General features: G+C 65.1%; 11 protein-coding genes and 1 pseudogene. 5 read left to right on the top strand and 7 right to left on the bottom strand.

The window, feature by feature from the left end; genetic code table 11:
- Positions 1-51: 51 nt before the first annotated feature.
- Complete coding sequence (locus tag SLQ31_RS25150) at positions 52-2208, bottom strand: CaiB/BaiF CoA-transferase family protein (RefSeq protein WP_319436854.1); 2157 nt, start codon at positions 2206-2208, stop codon at positions 52-54.
- Positions 2205-3413 carry an acyl-CoA dehydrogenase family protein gene (locus SLQ31_RS25145; RefSeq protein WP_319436853.1) on the bottom strand — a complete coding sequence of 403 codons (1209 nt, stop codon included), beginning with the start codon at positions 3411-3413 and terminating at the stop codon, positions 2205-2207. Before SLQ31_RS25145 ends, SLQ31_RS25150 begins: the two co-directional genes overlap by 4 nt.
- A gap of 45 nt (positions 3414-3458) precedes the next feature.
- Here SLQ31_RS25145 and SLQ31_RS25140 point away from each other — a divergent pair, with 45 nt between their 5' ends.
- From SLQ31_RS25140 to SLQ31_RS25130, 3 genes are read left to right on the top strand one after another with little or no spacing between them, the layout of a single operon-like run.
- Entirely contained in the window at positions 3459-4547 is a 1089-nt protein-coding gene (locus tag SLQ31_RS25140; RefSeq protein WP_319436852.1) for an acyl-CoA dehydrogenase family protein, read from the top strand.
- A complete protein-coding gene (locus tag SLQ31_RS25135) occupies positions 4544-5167 on the top strand; it encodes a TetR/AcrR family transcriptional regulator (protein WP_319436851.1) in 624 nt (207 codons plus the stop codon). Before SLQ31_RS25140 ends, SLQ31_RS25135 begins: the two co-directional genes overlap by 4 nt.
- 53 nt (positions 5168-5220) lie before the next feature.
- The gene (locus SLQ31_RS25130) at positions 5221-6141 is read left to right on the top strand and encodes an LLM class F420-dependent oxidoreductase (RefSeq protein ID WP_319436850.1); all 921 of its coding nucleotides are present in this window, start codon (positions 5221-5223) and stop codon (positions 6139-6141) included.
- Here the strand turns inward: SLQ31_RS25130 and SLQ31_RS25125 are convergent.
- The 3 genes from SLQ31_RS25125 to SLQ31_RS25115 are packed head-to-tail and all read right to left on the bottom strand — an operon-like array spanning position 6138 to position 10374.
- Complete coding sequence (locus SLQ31_RS25125; protein WP_319436849.1) at positions 6138-7013, bottom strand: amidohydrolase family protein; 876 nt, start codon at positions 7011-7013, stop codon at positions 6138-6140. The genes SLQ31_RS25130 and SLQ31_RS25125 overlap by 4 nt on opposite strands.
- Positions 7010-8593, bottom strand: a complete 1584-nt coding sequence (locus SLQ31_RS25120; protein WP_319436848.1) for an SDR family oxidoreductase — start codon at positions 8591-8593, stop codon at positions 7010-7012. The genes SLQ31_RS25125 and SLQ31_RS25120 overlap by 4 nt, the downstream gene beginning before the upstream one ends.
- Complete coding sequence (locus SLQ31_RS25115; protein ID WP_319436847.1) at positions 8590-10374, bottom strand: NAD(P)/FAD-dependent oxidoreductase; 1785 nt, start codon at positions 10372-10374, stop codon at positions 8590-8592. The genes SLQ31_RS25120 and SLQ31_RS25115 overlap by 4 nt, the downstream gene beginning before the upstream one ends.
- Before the next feature lie 400 nt (positions 10375-10774).
- Here SLQ31_RS25115 and SLQ31_RS25110 point away from each other — a divergent pair.
- Together SLQ31_RS25110 and SLQ31_RS25105 are read left to right on the top strand one after the other, a co-directional pair.
- Positions 10775-10909, top strand: a pseudogene (locus SLQ31_RS25110) (thiolase family protein); the annotation flags it as partial.
- A gap of 242 nt (positions 10910-11151) precedes the next feature.
- Entirely contained in the window at positions 11152-11325 is a 174-nt protein-coding gene (locus SLQ31_RS25105; protein WP_319436846.1) for a hypothetical protein, read from the top strand.
- Positions 11326-11457: 132 nt separating this feature from the next.
- Here the strand turns inward: SLQ31_RS25105 and SLQ31_RS25100 are convergent, their stop codons facing one another.
- Positions 11458-13197, bottom strand: a complete 1740-nt coding sequence (locus SLQ31_RS25100; RefSeq protein WP_319436954.1) for a CocE/NonD family hydrolase — start codon at positions 13195-13197, stop codon at positions 11458-11460.
- A gap of 179 nt (positions 13198-13376) precedes the next feature.
- Positions 13377-15749 (bottom strand): lysylphosphatidylglycerol synthase domain-containing protein, encoded by a 2373-nt coding sequence (locus SLQ31_RS25095; RefSeq protein ID WP_319436845.1) that lies wholly within the window; start codon positions 15747-15749, stop codon positions 13377-13379.
- Between the last annotated feature and the right edge of the window lie 43 nt (positions 15750-15792).

Genomic DNA, 15792 nt, shown 5'->3' with positions numbered 1-15792 from the left:
GGAATACTCCAACCGCCATTCGGTATATAGACCACCGGCCCGACCGAACCGCTACTTGCCCCCAGGGTGCGATTCGTCCAGCGTTGCCAGAACCTCGTCGGTGTGCTCGCCCAGCGTGGGTGCCGGTGCGGACCACCACGGCAGCTGGCCTCTGCTCATTCGCATCGGGAATCCCGGATAACGGTGCTCGCCGACGATGCGTTGGCTGATGCTGGTGAAGAATTCCCTGGCGACCAGTTGGGGGTCATCGAGCGGTGCCCATGGCGGTGCGACGATCGCCGCGGCCAGCCCGATTTCGCGCAATCCGGCCAGGGCCACTTCTGCTTCTCGTAGCGCGCACCACGTGGCCCGGTCTCGCGGAGGAAGGGGATCGTTGTCGGCGTCAACCGTTATCCAGCTATCGTCGCCGGTGCATTGGTAGGTTCCACGCTCTCCTTGCCGCGCTTGGACTTTGCCGCTCACCTGGTGGTCGATTATCTGATCTGCGGTGATGGCCGAGGTCACCTCGATCATCGAGACTTCGATCAGAGTCCCGGTGCCGGTAGTACGCCGACGGTCGAGCGCTGCGATGACGGCGATGGCGGCGTGCACACCCGAAAGGGGGTCGATGATTCCACCGGGTGCGATGGGTTCTTCATTGGAGTATCCCGTCACCCAGGCCAGGCCGGTTAACTGCTCCATCGTCGTGGCGAAGCCAGGCCGGTCCCGCAACGGTCCGTCGAGCCCGAACGCGGGCATCCTCAGGTAGATCGCGCGCGGATTGAGCGACTGGACGCCGTCCCAACCGAGGCCGAAGCGCTCCATGACTCGCGGAGTGAAGTTCTCGGCAACGATGTCGGCGTCGGAGATAAGGGCTTTGACCTGTCCCAGGTCTGCCGGGTCGGCGAGATCAAGACAGACGCTTCGTTTGCCGAGGTTGTTCATATGGAACATGGCGCTTTTCTCGGCGAACTCGGGATCATCGTGAGGGACGAACGACGAATAGCGCATGGAGTCTGGGCGTTTCGCGCTTTCGATCTTGATGACGGTCGCGCCCATCGCGACCAGCCAGGATGTGGCATACGGACCAGCCCAGAATTGGGTGAAGTCAACGACGCGCAATCCCGCGAGTGGTCGTGCCGGTGTCGGTGGCGAGCCGTCAGGCAGCGCAACCGTCGCTGACCCGGACCAGCCGTCGAAGTTCCTGGGGGCCACCATGGGCCGATCGGCGCTGCTACTGAAGCGAAATGGACTCCGCGGACGGAGATAGGTGCTGCCGGGTTGCAACGTGAAGATCGAACGCGCCCGGGCGTGCTCAAGCTGCAGCAAGCTTGATGCCGGGCCGACGTGTGCCACCGGCACCCTGGCGGTCTCGAATGCGGCCACCGCCTCGTCAACGGTCTGCCCGGCAAGGTAGTGATCCACAACGGCAAGGACTTCGGTGCGACGCTTGATCCGAACGATCGGAATACTCAGGGCCTGATCGGCTTTGAGGTCCGGCCGACCAATCACGTCGAGTAGCGCAAACCACTGCTGCGGCGAGAAGGTGCTCAACCCGATGAATTCGCCGTCGGCGCATCGATGGATCGATGGCACCATGACGAATCGGCGAGCGCGCTTGGCTCCGCCCGGAAAGGTCGCCGATAAGGTCGGGGCCGAGAGCAGGGTGAGTTGCATGGATTCCAGCACTGAGACGTCGACGATCTCCGATGCGCCGGGTCCGCGCCGGTACCAGGCCGTCACGGCGCCCAGGGCGGCATACGCACCGCAGGTCCACTCACCGAGCCGACCACCAACGCGCAATGGCGGTTTCCACTTGTGCCCGTGGCCGGCCATCGATCCCGAGCGGGCCTGCAACACTTCCTCGGGAAGATCGAGCGCAGAGTCTGGCCCGCCTCCACCGAGCGGCGAGATCACAACGGTGACGGGACAGTTGCGCGGGAGAATTCGGCCGGCGAGCGCGTCGTCGACGACGATGTGCGCGCCCACAATCAGATCATCCAACTTCGCTTCATCATCGACCAGCGCAATGCTCTGCGACGTTCGAAGGTAGTCGTTCAGCTCACTCGATCCTGCGACGGGGCCACCGCCGAGGGCGCCGCGGAACGCCACGGTGTCAGCACCCAGATCGGTGAGCAACTTCGTGCAATACGCACCGGCAAGCGACGACGACAAATCAACGACACGAACGGAATCGAGCGGCAGGGCGCCCCCGCCAGGATCCGTCACCGGCTCGCGGCAAGTTTCATCGCCTTCTTGGCGATGATGTTCTTCTGGATCTCGGTCGCCCCTGCGCCGATCGACGTATAGCGCTGCCACGCGTAATTGCGGACCCAGCTGCCGTTGTCGATCGCGCCTGACGCATTCGGGCCCAACAAGCCTGCGGGGCCGAGCACGTCGATCGCCAGTTCGGCCAGGGACTGCGAGATGCTCGACCACTGCAGTTTGGCCAGCGGCACCTCGGGCCAGTTAGGTTGGCCCTTCACGATTTTGGTGAGTGCCCGGTAGTTCAACAGCCGGGTGAGCTCGATCTCGGCGTGCAGCCGACCGATCCGGTGACGCAGCGCCGGGTCACTCAACGCGTCGGGGTTGTGACTGCGGGCAAGGCTGATGAGAGCCTTGAGGTCACCCGCCATGGTCACGGAAAGTCCTGCCGTACCGACTCGTTCGTGGCCCAATGTGCTCATCGCCACCGACCAGCCTTGGCCCTCTTCGCCAAGTCGGTAGGACTGCGGGATACGCACGTCGGTGAAGTACACGTCGTTGAGCATCGTGTCGTTGGTCATGTCGCGGATGGCGGAGCAGTGGATGCCCGGGGTTTTCAGATTGAGGATGAACGCGGTGATCCCCTCGTGCTTGGCTCCCCGCTTGATGGCGGTCGGATCGGTCCGTAGCAGGAAGAGCCCCCAGGTGGCCAGGTGGGCCGAAGAGATCCAGGTCTTCTGACCGTTGATGACGTAGCCATCGCCGTTGGCGATCGCGGTTGTAGCGATGTTGGCCAAGTCCGAGCCGGCGTCGGGCTCACTGAATCCCTGACACCAGTGATCGCCGGCGGTGAGGATCGACGGCAGCCAAAGTTGCTGCTGCTCTTCGGTTCCCCACTGCAGGATCATCGGACCGATCTGCCAGATCCCATTGGGGTTGTAGAGGCCGGGCGCCCGGACGCGAGCCATCTCTTCGGCATAGATGGCGTTCTGCACGGGCGTCGCTTCACGCCCGTTCCACGCGCGTGGCCAGTTGATGGCGGCCCACCGGCCCTCGTTGAGCCTGCGCTGCCAATCGCGGCGCCGCTCCTGGCTCCGATTGAAGTCGCTCGTGACTGAGACGCCATCGTCGCGGTTCCACTGCTCGAGAAAGGGTGGCAGTTGACTGCCGAGCCACCCGCGAAGCTCATCCCGAAACGCTTCATCCTCCTCGGTGAAACTGAAATCCATACTTTCACCATATACTGAAAGCGATACTTTCAGTAAGGTGCATCCATGGACTTCACGTTTTCAGAAGATCAGGACGACATGCGGGCGTCCGTCCGGTCAGTGCTGGCCGATGCAGTGGCGAAGGGAACGGTCCGGGCCGCCATCGACGGCGACCTCGTTGCACAGCAAAAACTTTGGGCGCGAATTGTCGAACTGGGCTGGCATGCTCTGCTGATACCGGGTGAAGCCGACGGCCTCGGTCTTGGCCTGGTGGACGCAGTGGTCGTACTCGAAGAGATGGGCCGCTGCACGCTGCCCGGACCATTTCTGGCGTCCGCGGTCGTGGCTACTAGCGCGCTGGTCGAGTTGGGTGAGTCGGACCTGCTGAGCAGCCTGATTTCGGGTGAGCGGCGGGCGACCGTCGCCCTCGAGGAGAGCGGCGCGGGCGACCCCGTGCGGCACGTCAGATCAACGGCGACCCGAAGCGGATCCGGTTGGGCACTGACGGGAAGTAAGCCGGTCGTGCTCGATCCCGCTGCCGACCACGTGATTGTCGCAGCCCAGACTCGCGAGGGCCTGGCGAGTTTCTTGCTGGACGGGCCGATCGGGGACGCGGTGCCGACGCTGGACCCGTCACGGCAAGCCGCGTCGCTCCACCTCGATGGGCGCCGAGCCGTGCGGATCGGTCCGGTCGGTGATCACTCACAACTATGGGACCGCGTGGTCGACATCGCCGCGGTCGCGTTGTCCGCCGAGTTGGTGGGGGTCTGCGAGGCAGCGCTCGCCATGGCAATTGCCTACGCCAACCAACGCGTGCAGTTCGATGTCGCGATTTCATCGCACCAAGTTATTCAACACAAATTCGTCGACATGCTCCACCAACTCGAACTGGGTCGCGTCGGTGTGCACCGAGCGGCGTGGGCGGCCGACGTCAGGGATTCCTCGTTCCCGGAGAGCGCCGCAATTGCCAAGGCGGCCATGGGCAGGGCAGCCGTCTATGTCACCGCCGAGAATATCCAGATCCACGGTGCCGCGGGATTTACCTGGGATTCCGATGCCCACTTGCTGTTCAAGCGTGCGAAACAAAACGATGTCCTCTACGGAAGCCGCAGCTGGCATGATCGGCGCGTCGCCGACCTGGTCCTGCACTCGTGACGACGTCGACGCGCACGCGCCGCGGGCCCTCGCCGCCGCCCGCCGACGCCGAGCGCGGTGCACTGCTGGACGCCGGCCTGGCCCTGCTGACCGAGCAAGGAGCGACAAGCCTGACCCTCGCCGGCATCCTGGACCAGGCGGGGCTCGGAACGCGCGCTTTCTACCGGCACTTCGGTTCGAAAGACGAGTTCGTCCTTGCGGTCTGGCTCCGCGAGACCGAGGAGGCAGTCCGGCGTCTTCGGGGGAAGACTGATCGCGCGGCCAGCGGCCATGCGGGAGTGATGGCATGGATCGACGACCGGCTCGGCGCAGCGTTCGCCTCCCCACGTAGCGCGGCCTTCGAAGCGCTGTGGCGGTATGGCTTCTGGCTGCGCAGCGCCTACCCGACGCAGTTCGAAGCGGTGGCCAGTCCGCAAGTGATGGTGCTCGCCGAAGCCATCGATCGCGGCCTGCGCGACGGTTCGATCACTAACGCGGACCCCGACCTTGATGCCAGTACCATCCACGCCGCTTTCTGGATGCTGGCGGCCCGCCACATCAACGGCGGCCAGATGACTCGCCGACGCGCACGCGTGCACCTCGTTCGCATTGTCACAGGGCTGTTTTCGGAAGTCGTATAGGGAGACGGACACCTGCCCACATCGCTTCCACATCAACCGATCCGGAGGACTACATGCGTTATGCCCTGACACACCCGATGACCGGTCACCCCTACGATGCCGAAATCGCCGCGGGATCGGGGGTCACCGCCATCGCGGTGGCCGCGGAGACAGCGGGATTCAGCGGACTGGGATTCACCGATCACCCGGCACCCACCCAGCGATGGCTCGACTCGGGCGGCCACGACGCGCTGGACCCGTTCGTGGCGATGTCATTCGCGGCGGCCAGTACATCCACGGTGCGTTTGATTCCCAACATCGTCGTGCTGCCGTACCGCAATCCGTTCCTCGTGGCGAAGGCCAGCGCGACGCTGGATCTGCTGTCGGGGGGCCGGTTCACCCTCGCAGTGGGCGCGGGCTATCTCAAGCGTGAATTCGCAGCGCTCGGAGTTGATTACGACGAACGTGGCATGCTCTTCGACGAAAGTCTGGAGGTCATCCGGGCGATCTGGACGGGTGACGACGTCTCCTACGAAGGGCGGCATTTCGCGGCGCGCGGCATCACCGCCCATCCACGGCCGCCGAGCACGCCGCACCCGCCCATCTGGATTGGGGGCAACAGCGGGCGCGCACGTCAGCGGGTGGCAGCGATCGGTCAAGGATGGTGCCCGTTTCCCGCGACTCCCGGGTTGGCGCAGACCACGGGCACTGCTTCCCTGGATAACGTCGAAGGGCTGGCCGAGGCAATCGGCGATCTGCGGCGCCGATTCGACGAGTGTGGGCGTGACTGGGCCGACGTCGATGTCGCATTCACCAATCTCCGTGGCGGGAGTCCGGGTGACGAAGATTTCAACGCGGACGACTATCTCAGCGGCATCGCACAACTTGCCGCCGTCGGCGTCACCTGGGTGCAGGTGCCGGTGCCCGGCGACTCCCTTTCCCATGCACTCGAAGCCATCGAGCGCTTCGGTCAGCAAGTCGTCAACGTGGGTTAGCAGCGATAGATCCGCTCGGCGTTGCCGGCGAATATCTTTCCGCGAGCGTCGATGTCGAGGCGGGCGGTGACGGCGGAATAGGTCGAATACAGCTCGTCGAAGGTGCCGCGCATGCCGTCCACGGGGAAGTTACTCGCGAACATGCAGCGGTCGGCGCCGAACGCCTCGATCGCGTATTCGAGCCACGGGGCCAACACCTCGGTGGTCATCGAACCAAGGGGCACAGCCAAGCCGGAGAGCTTGCACAGCACGTTGTCGCCGAGGCTACCGAGGGCGTTGATCCCCTCGGTCCAGAGCGCACGCTCCTGCTCTGACCCGTTGCGCGGCCAACCTGCATGTTCAATGACGACCACGAGGGAGTCGTTGGATTCCAGTCGCCTTGCCGTCGACAGCAGCAGATCGGGATGCACCATCACCTCGACCAAAAGGTCCCGCTCCTCGAGCGCGCGAAGGACCTCGATCGGGGGAAGCGGACCCTCGGCAGCCCCCATCGGGCGGACACCCCGAAACCGTGGTGCGGTCAGCTGCTTGTCAAGAGCGGCAATCGTTTCCGCCACCGACTCGGTGGGTGGCAGTCCGCCGACGATCGCATCGGGGTGGCCCTCGATGTGCGCCCGTCGGTCCAACTCGATGGTTTCGTCGATCGAGTTCCAGCCGGTGGCGGCAGCGACGTTGATGATTTTCTCGACGTTCCAGCCCGCGGACTCCGCGAAGTACGTCGCCGCATCGAACTTACGCGACATGGTGGAAACATCGCCCATGTTCAACTCACGCTTGCCAGAGAGATAGGGATACCAATCTGTTCGGGCCGGATCCCACAGGTGCACATGGGCATCGACGATGCGTTGCGGCTTCGGTATGGGCTCGGTCATCGTGGCTGCACCACTTCCCGGAGTGTCTCATCGAACCAGCGGGGCACCCTGGGGCCGCTGAAACTAATGCTGCCGATCGGGCGTGGGTGGCTGCGCAGTCCGAACCATCCTGCGCCAGAGACCAATTCGGCACCCGCGAGAGGACCGGCCGCGTCACTGCACACCAGGTGGGCAACGAGTTCAGCGGGAATGTCGCCGGATTCCGCGCTCACCGCGAACGGCGTGACGAGATCGCCGGTGGCCTGCCGGCCGGACCTTGAGAGCTGAGCCGATGCCTGAGCGCGGCTGCGGCCTCCGCCGGTGGTGCCATCGCTGATGGTCACCAGCCGGATTGGTCGGCTGCTGCTGATCGACACGTCGGCCACCGCGCGCGACCACTGGGCAGCGGCGTGGATGTCCGCGACGATCCCGACGTGCTCGTCAAGGACACGCGTCCACCCAGGCGACGCGCCTGCGGTGACGGGCCCACCCGCGGCGACAATCACCACGGCGTCGAGCGCATCAAGGTCAGCCAGCGCGGCAGGGGAATCGATCTGATGAGTCGTCACGCCACGTGCGTGTAAAGCACGTGATATGGCTGCCGCCACTTCGGGCTGGCCGGCGGCGACTGCGCACGACTGAGCATGGGGGGCAGGAAGATCCGCGTTCGGTGATGGGTCAAAGGCGGACCCCAGCCGGGCGTTGCTACCACCACCGCTGACCTGATTCGCCTCCGCTGGCGCGAGCGCAACGGTGGTCGCGACCTCCAGCAGCCGGCCCAGTGCGGCCACCTCGTCGCCCTGCACCACCTCGATCAGCCGAGGCTCGTCAATCACCGCTACTTCGGAGCCACCGAGGAACAGCACTCGCCCGTGGCACGAAGTGAACGTTTCGCTGACGAGATGTGCGCCGATCGGACCGAGGTCATCGGCTTCGGGCATGCCGCCCAGTGATAGCCCGCCCGTCGACGGGGTATCTCCTTGTCCCGTGCGAGCCAACGCGGCGGCCACCATGCGGGTGGCCGCGATCGGCGAGATGGCATTGACCACAACACCATCGGGGGCATGGCGGCCCAACTGCCAGGTCAGTGACGCCACGGCGCGCTTGGCGCAGCTGTAGGCACCGGAGTCGGCCGCGCGCCAACCTGACCCGGAGGTGACTCCGAGGATGTGACCACGCCCCGCCGCCGCCATGATCGGCAGCGCGGCGGTGAGGACGTTGCGGTAGCCGTCGAGATGTACCGACAACACGTCGAGCCAGTCCTTGTCGCTGCCGGTGGCGAAGCCAGTGGGACGACTGATGCCAGCCACATTGACCACGGCGTCCAGCCCACCGAATTCGTCGGCCAACTCGCCGAATAATCGGACGATGGCCGATTCATCGGTCACGGACACGGCCGAGGACCGCGCGGCTCCGCCTGCGGCAACGATGCGGTCGGCCGTAGTTTGTTGGGGCTGCGGTAGTCTCTGCGCGCCGTCGACGGAGACCAGCGGGTCGACTGTGACCACGAAAGCACCTGTACGCGAAACTGATTCAGCGATCGCGGCACCGATTCCGCCGCCGCCACCGGTTACGACGACGACCCGTTGCCGATCGGTCATGTCAGGTCCAGGCCGTCGAGTTCACCCGATGCGAGCCATCCCTGTAGCAACTCCCGGTATGCGAAGAAGTCGCCGAATCCTCGTCCGAAGTTGGTATCACGGGCGCGCAGGCCACCGGGATCGCCCTCGTTGTTGAGGCGCGATGGAGTACACGCGGACATGACGGCGCTGGGATCGACGAAGGTCTCCACGATCTGCTTGATCCAATCGGCCTCCGCGGCGGCGCTTACGTCGAAACTCCGTACGCCCCGTTCCTCAACCAACGTCACCAAGCCCGCGAGGAACTCGGCCCCCAGTTCGGCGAGTTGGGTGTAGTTGACCGTCACGACCGATTGTTGGCCGGGGGCCGGCATGACAAACATGTTCGGGAAACCCCGACTTGTCACACCGAAAAGGGTTGCGGCCCCGTCGGCCCATTTCTCGGCGAGTGAGATGCCATCCCTTCCGATGACGTTGTGGCCGACGCGGCGGGGCAGCGGGGTGACCTCCGCCTCGAAACCGGTGGCATACACGATGCCGTCCACCTCGTACTGCTGTCCGCCGACAACGGGACCCAGTTCGGTGACCCGATCGATGCCCGCGGGGCAATCAATGAGCGTGACGTTATCGCGGTTGTAGGCGTCGAAGTACTCGTCGTGGAAGCAGGGCCGCTTGCAGAGGTAGCGGTAGTACGGCTTGAGTGCGGCAGCCACATCGGGCTTGTTGACCAGCTGATCGATCCGCTCCCGATGCTGCTCCATGATTCCGAAGTCGAGCTCCTCCGCCGTTCGCATGAACTCCTCTGTGCTCATGCCTTTGCGTCGTGGCGGATTCTGGACCGCGGCGTAGTGATGAGTCCAGCCATCGTCGGTGAGATCCACATCGACCGCCCGGCCCAACATGATCGATTGGAAGTTGTCCATCCGCGCCTTCTGCCAGCCCGGCTGCAGTCCCTCGGCGAACGCGTCATCGGTAGGTCCGTTGCCCCGAACCCCGATCGCGGATGGGGTGCGCTGGAAGACATAGACGTGCTTGGCGGCCTCGGCGAGTGGCGGCAGGCACTGTAGGCCGCTCGCTCCCGTGCCGATCAACGCCACGACCTTGTCGCCGAGCCCGGTCAGCGGCTCACCGGGGCCGCCGCCGGTGAAGTCATAATCCCATCGCGCCGTATGGAATGCCGGGCCCGTGAACTCGTCCATTCCTGGGATGGCGGGCAACTTCATGAGGTTGAGGATGCCCACCGCCAGCACGTAAAAGCGGCACGTCAACACATCACCCCGGTCCGTGTGGACCGCCCAGCGACCTGCGCTTTCGTCCCAGATCGTCTGGGTGACACCGGTATGGAACAAGGCGTCGGACTCGAGATCGAAGCGGTCGGCGATCGACTGAAGGTGCCGGCGTATCTCCTCGCCGTAGGCGTAGCGCCGGCTGGGGATGTAGCCGAGCTCCTCCAGCATCGGGAGGTACTGGTACGACTCCACATCGCACATCACCCCCGGATAGCGATTCCAGTACCAGGTTCCGCCGAAACCGCCGGCCTGGTCGACAATCGTGATGCGTCGTACGCCCGCCTTGCGCAGATGAGCGCCCGCCAGGAGTCCAGCTATGCCGCCGCCGACGATCACTACATCGGGATCATCGGTGATGCCCTCGCGCTCGGTATAGGGCGTGAACGGGTCAACCCGATAGCCGGCGACGTACTGGTCATGGTTCAGATCACGGATGGCGGTACGACCCGCGACGAGACGCTTGTCGCGCTCCGCACGGTACTTCTCGTGCACGACTTGAGGGTCGAAGGCCATGGGTCTCCCTACTTGAACGGTATGCCCTACACATGTTACGAAACATATGCCCAATGTAAAGCTATCTGCACGAACATCGAACGCCGTCGGTGTCTGCCAGATCGGTCTTACACGGACACGCGAGTAACTCGTTCGCTCACGGGATCAGCGATAGCTCTTGTCGATATCGCTGTGCAAGATCCGCAGACGTGCCGTCCGCACCGGCCGACGGACGATGATCGCACCGATTCGGGGGTTTACACGCAATGGAACCTGTGTAGCATCTTCGGCCGTGGCGGGGGATGGGGCGAGTCGCCCGATCGCGACCCCCAGGCTGTTCTCACCGACGTGTGGGGCGAGTGCCGCTCGATGGAGGTTTACCCGCTGACGATCTGCGCGCCTGAGGTGTCGACATCGCTCACGTCAGGTCCATGAGTTGGTCGGACAACTGCGAGGTCAGGGCGGTGAGGGTCAGGTTCCGGCCCACCCGCGAGTGCGCATCGCCCAGGTTGACGGCGCGCCTGGCACAGGCTCGGCGACAATCCTGTCGCGGTAGCGTATGTTGTTCCCAACAAGTGACCTGGGTCACTGCTCCTGCCGTGCCGGCCGGATCTCACGTCGGCGACTCTGCAAATCTGATAGCTAATCTAACATTAGAACTCTAAGGTCGGTCTCAGGTGCTTATGGGAGATCGGAGCTACGGTGATCGAGTTGGGCAAAGTTGCATACGTCGTCTTCTTTGTAGTAGCGGCACTGTGGCTCTGCCTGACAGCCGAAAGTGAATAGCACCGAGAGCGAGTGGCTGCACCGATGAGCGATCCCATGATGACTTCGGTCGATTTGATCCGCTATGCGATCAAGGACCAGGTACGTGAACTTGGTGGCGACGCCGACATGATCGATCAGATCGCGATGTCGGCCGCGTACGCCGTATTCATTGGCATGGCCGCCGACACTGTTCGGCCCAGGTAGTACCCGAGTTCGCTAAGGGTCTTCCCGGGCGACTGCACGACAAGTCATCAGAGATTTCTGGCCTCCCGCCGATGTGTGCGGGGGGCCATTTCTCGCTGTCGTCCACGCCTGTATGTCACAACTGACTCCGCGTCAGTGTGTGGGGAAGCGGTCGGATCCCTCGCCGTTGGCCGGGATCAGCGGAAGGACCACCGCCGACGGATGCGCGGCGTCGTGCAGGATCGTCTGCGTTGCTGGCAGTGTCGTGGTGCTCTGCCCGAACGGTTCACCGGTATTCGGGTTGGGCGCGAACTGCGGGTAGTCGCTGCTGGAGATCTCGAGCCGGATCCGATCGCCGGCGCGGAATAGGTAACTCGTCGGCCAGATCGCGATGTGGTACTCGTAGGGCTGATTCGGAATGCCCGGCCGCGGCTCGGTCAACGAATCGCGAAATGCCGTCCGCAGGATGCCGTTGTTCAGGTTCATCGCCTCGCCATCCGGCTTGACCACGATCAGCTTCGCGGTGAAGTCGGTGTCGATGGCCGACGATGAAGCCCAGAGGTCGACGGTCGTGGGTCCGGTCACCTCGGTGTCTGCCGGAAGCGGATCGCTGCTGTAGACGAGCACATCGGAACGCTGCTCGATCGGGGTCTGGTCGTAGGGTCCCTGCGGGCCCGACTGTGCGCCGCAACAGGAATGCCCGCCCGCGCTGGGGGCAGGATCGGTCGGGTCGTAGACGTAGCGGTCCGGTGCCTGATCCGCGGCGGGCGTCGCCGTGCTCAGAGTGCCGCTGCGCGAGTCCATCTGGCCGTCGCCGGACAGGAAGTATCGGCTCCACCGGGTTTGAGGCAACGGCCAGCTGTCGGCCGTCTTCCACTTGTTGGCGCCCATCACGAAGTAGTCCACCCGAGGCGTGCCGCCGGAGGTCCCGTTGACGCCATTGGCGACGCCCTTGAGGAAGTGGTCGTACCACGACAGCATCAGCTCGTTGATCGGGCTTTCGCCCACGCTGCCGATGTCCTTCAGCAGCGGTGCCGGTTCGGAACCGCGGCGGCCCCAGTCGACATGGTCCCATGGGCCGATGACCAGCCGTTGGTTTGACCGGGCCTGCGGCGTGGCCGCGGAATTCACCATCCCAGTGAAGTTTTCGATGCCACCGGCGAGGAAGGCGTCGTACCAACCTTCGACGTCGAGCACCGGCACCCGCACCGACGCGTAGCGGTCACGGATGCTCCACTGCCGCCAAAAGCTGTCACGTGACGAATGGGTGACCCAGTCGAAATACCACGGGGCCACAGCGGGATTGGCGGGTTGTAGCGCCGGAAGAGCGCGGTAGGGCCGGAGGTCCAGCCATCGGGTGGGGTCTGCCGCGGCCAGTTTCAGCGCGGCCGCGGTGGCGTCGTCGTGCCGATTGGTCGCGGCGCTGGTGGCCAAGCCGATCGCCCACGGCAGGACGAACGCCAGCCGGAATTGGCCACCCTCGTACATCCAGCCGTCGAAGTAGTCCGAGGCCGTGTTGGCCGGCACGATCGTGACCAAATGCGGGGGAGTGGTTGTCGCCGCGAGCCACTGCGTTGCGCCGACGTACGACGAGCCGTACATGCCCACCTTGCCGTTCGACCCTGGTAGGCCTGCGGCCCACTCCACCGAGTCGTAACCGTCGTCGCCGTCATGGGTGAACTCGCTGAAGGTTCCCCCCGAGGTGCCTTGGCCCCGAATATCTTGAATGACAACGAGATAGCAGTGCGATGCGAACCAATCGGGGCTTTGGTAGCGCGACGGCTGGACCTGCGCGCCCGACTTTCCGTACTGGGTGCGCATCAGGATCACGGGGACGGCGTCGGCGGTGTCCGGCCGGTAGACGTCGGCGCGCAGGATCGTGCCATCACGCATCGGCGCCGCCACGTCGGTCTGCTTGGTGACCCCGCACGGGCCGCGGCCACTCGATGGCGGCCACGTCGGGTCGGCGGCGGGCTTGTTCGGCGCACCGCATGCTGTCAGCACAAGTGCCAGCGCGGACAGCACCGCCACGACACGCTTCGCCAGCACGCCTCCACGCTACGCAGTCCGGGCTAGATCATCTCTCTTGCGGTCAGCCACCGCATGATGGGCCAGCCGGCGAATACCGGCAGCCAACACGTCAGCACCCGGTAGAGCAGTACCGCGGGCACCCCGACAGCCGCAGGCACGCCGAAGGCGGCGAGCCCACCGATCAGTGCCGCCTCCACCGCGCCGACACCACCGGGGGTGGGTGCCGCCGACGCGAGGGTGCCACCGACCATCGTCACGACGGTGACGGTGACGAACGTCGTGTCACCGCCGAAGGCTTCGATACTGGACCACAGAACAAGCGCTTGGCCGAGAGTTGTTGTCGCACAACCCAGCACGATGATCGCCAGCCGTTTGGGCTCGCGGACCAGTTCGAGCAGTTCGGTACCGACCTCCTGGATCCGCGGGCGGACGGCCGTACCGAGCCACCGGCGCGCCCTCGGCACCAACAGGAACGTGCCCAGCATGCCAAGCGCGACGCCACCGATCAGGTACAGCAGCGTGGCACTCGGCACGAAATGGGATAGGTCGGCGGTGGCCCCGGCGGCCACGCTGAAGAAGATCAGCAGCGTCACGTGGGTGATCACCTGCACGGCCTGCTGCAGTGCGACGGCCGCGGTGGCGCGCAACGCGCCCAGTCCGCCCTTCTGCAGGAACCGCGTGCTCAGCGCCAAGCCGCCGACGCCGGCCGGTGTGGTGGTGGCGGCAAAGGTGTTGGCGAACTGCATGATCACCAGGTTGCGGAAGCTGACGAACCCCGAAGCGCACGCCCACAACGCCGCAGCCGCACCGAAATACGTCAGCGCGGACACCGCAAGCCCGAGCAGCGCCCACCACCAGTTGGCGTTGCGCAGCTCGGAAAAGAACGTGGGCACCGTGCTGATGAAGGGGTAGGCGACATAGACCAGCGCCACCAGTAGGACCAGTTGGATGACCTGCTTGCGGGTGAAGCGGGTGATGGTCTCGGTCTTGATCTCGTCGGCGCCGGTCTGCCGTTTCACCTCGTCGCGCGCGGCGGCCATGACGGCCTTGGGATCGTTGAGCGACTTACGGATTCGGGCCGGCACCGCTGCTCTGGTCAGGCGACGTGACGCGTTGAGCACGACCTGCTTGCCCAGTGTGTCGACGGCGGCCCGGACGGCCGGCTCGGCGCCGAACCGATCGGTCGTCGTCACCAACAGCTGCGCGATATCCGACTGCAACTGTTCGTCGGTCGCCCCGAACTCCGAACTGCCGAAGCCACCGAACAACACCTTGCCGGATTCGACCGTCATTTCGTTGAAACGCAGGTCGCCATGGGCGATTTGGTGACGGTGCAGCACACCGAGCGAGCCCCAGATCATGGTCACCAAAGCCTCGTCGGAGGCGGTCCCGATCGGGGTGCCGAGCGACGGGGTGTGCGCGTACAGCGTCCACCCGCGCTCCAGCGCCGCGACGACCATCGTGGTGGTGTTGGACACCCCCAGATCGCCGACGGCGATCGTCATCAGCGCGCGATGTTCGACGGCCCGACGCATCGAGGCCTGCAGCGGTGCGGTTTCGGCGTCGCGCAGAATCAGCCACCGCCAGAACTGGCGCAACGCGCCGCCGCTGCGCAGGTTGGGCCCGTACATCTCGACGACCACGCGCGCACCGGCGTCGTCGGCCGCCGCCAACTCCAACGGACCGGTGCTGGCCGGGCGCACCACCGTCAGCGACGTCACGAGGAAACCCCGGCGAGACAACGCCCGCACCGCCCCGTCGAGGGGCACCTCGAGACCCGGGGTGCCCACCACCCACACCGTCAGCGCACCGACGAACCAACCGACCGACAGTCCGAGCAATGAGCGGGCCGGGACCACTGCACTGACCACGAGGTGAATCGGCACGAACGCCAGCAACAGCGTCCACCACCATCGGCGCCAGCGACCCGGCAGCCATGGCCCGCAGACGGTCAGGACCGCGGCGAGCATCGCGATCCAGCGGGGATCGTCGAGGAACTGCGACAAGGTCGTCGACAATCGTTCCGAGAGGTCGAAATGCCAGCGCGGCGCGGCGATCCCGTTGCCGGTGATGGACAGGGAGAACACGGCCAGGAACCCGGCCGCCGCATAGGCCGCGAACAGTTTCCACTGCCGTGCGGCGATCAGCCCGATCAGGATCACGAACGGCAGCGCCAGGATCGCCACGCCGTAGGCCAGATAGACCAGGTTGGACTGAGTGGGGGTGAGCACCCCCACGATCCGCGACACCGACTTCTCCAGCCCGACCCAGTCGTTACGGGTGATCAGTGAACTGGTGATGATGATGGCCAGGAAGAGCGTCGCCAGCCCGAGTCGCACGATGTCGTTGGTCCGGCGGGCCAACGGGAGCAGGACGTCGCCGGAAACGGCAACCTCGCGCCCGTCAACTCGCATCGGTGCAACTTATCCCGAGTTGCCGCCGGGAGGTCTCATTGGC

Origin of the sequence: Mycobacterium sp. RTGN5, assembly GCF_033804465.1 — a bacterium.
GTDB lineage: Bacteria > Actinomycetota > Actinomycetes > Mycobacteriales > Mycobacteriaceae > Mycobacterium.
The sequence above is the reverse complement of the archived record's forward strand: the minus strand, read 5'-3'. Positions and strand labels throughout refer to the sequence as shown.

Bases quoted from the DNA above. Each gene is read 5' to 3' on its own strand.
- SLQ31_RS25120 (WP_319436848.1), bottom strand. From the start codon at position 8,593: ATGACCGATCGGCAACGGGTCGTCGTCGTAACCGGTGGCGGCGGCGGA.
- SLQ31_RS25140 (WP_319436852.1), top strand. From the start codon at position 3,459: ATGGACTTCACGTTTTCAGAAGATCAGGACGACATGCGGGCGTCCGTC.
- SLQ31_RS25145 (WP_319436853.1), bottom strand. From the start codon at position 3,413: ATGGATTTCAGTTTCACCGAGGAGGATGAAGCGTTTCGGGATGAGCTT.
- SLQ31_RS25100 (WP_319436954.1), bottom strand. From the start codon at position 13,197: ATGCGTGATGGCACGATCCTGCGCGCCGACGTCTACCGGCCGGACACC.
- SLQ31_RS25095 (WP_319436845.1), bottom strand. From the start codon at position 15,749: ATGCGAGTTGACGGGCGCGAGGTTGCCGTTTCCGGCGACGTCCTGCTC.
- SLQ31_RS25115 (WP_319436847.1), bottom strand. From the start codon at position 10,374: ATGGCCTTCGACCCTCAAGTCGTGCACGAGAAGTACCGTGCGGAGCGC.
- SLQ31_RS25125 (WP_319436849.1), bottom strand. From the start codon at position 7,013: ATGACCGAGCCCATACCGAAGCCGCAACGCATCGTCGATGCCCATGTG.
- SLQ31_RS25130 (WP_319436850.1), top strand. From the start codon at position 5,221: ATGCGTTATGCCCTGACACACCCGATGACCGGTCACCCCTACGATGCC.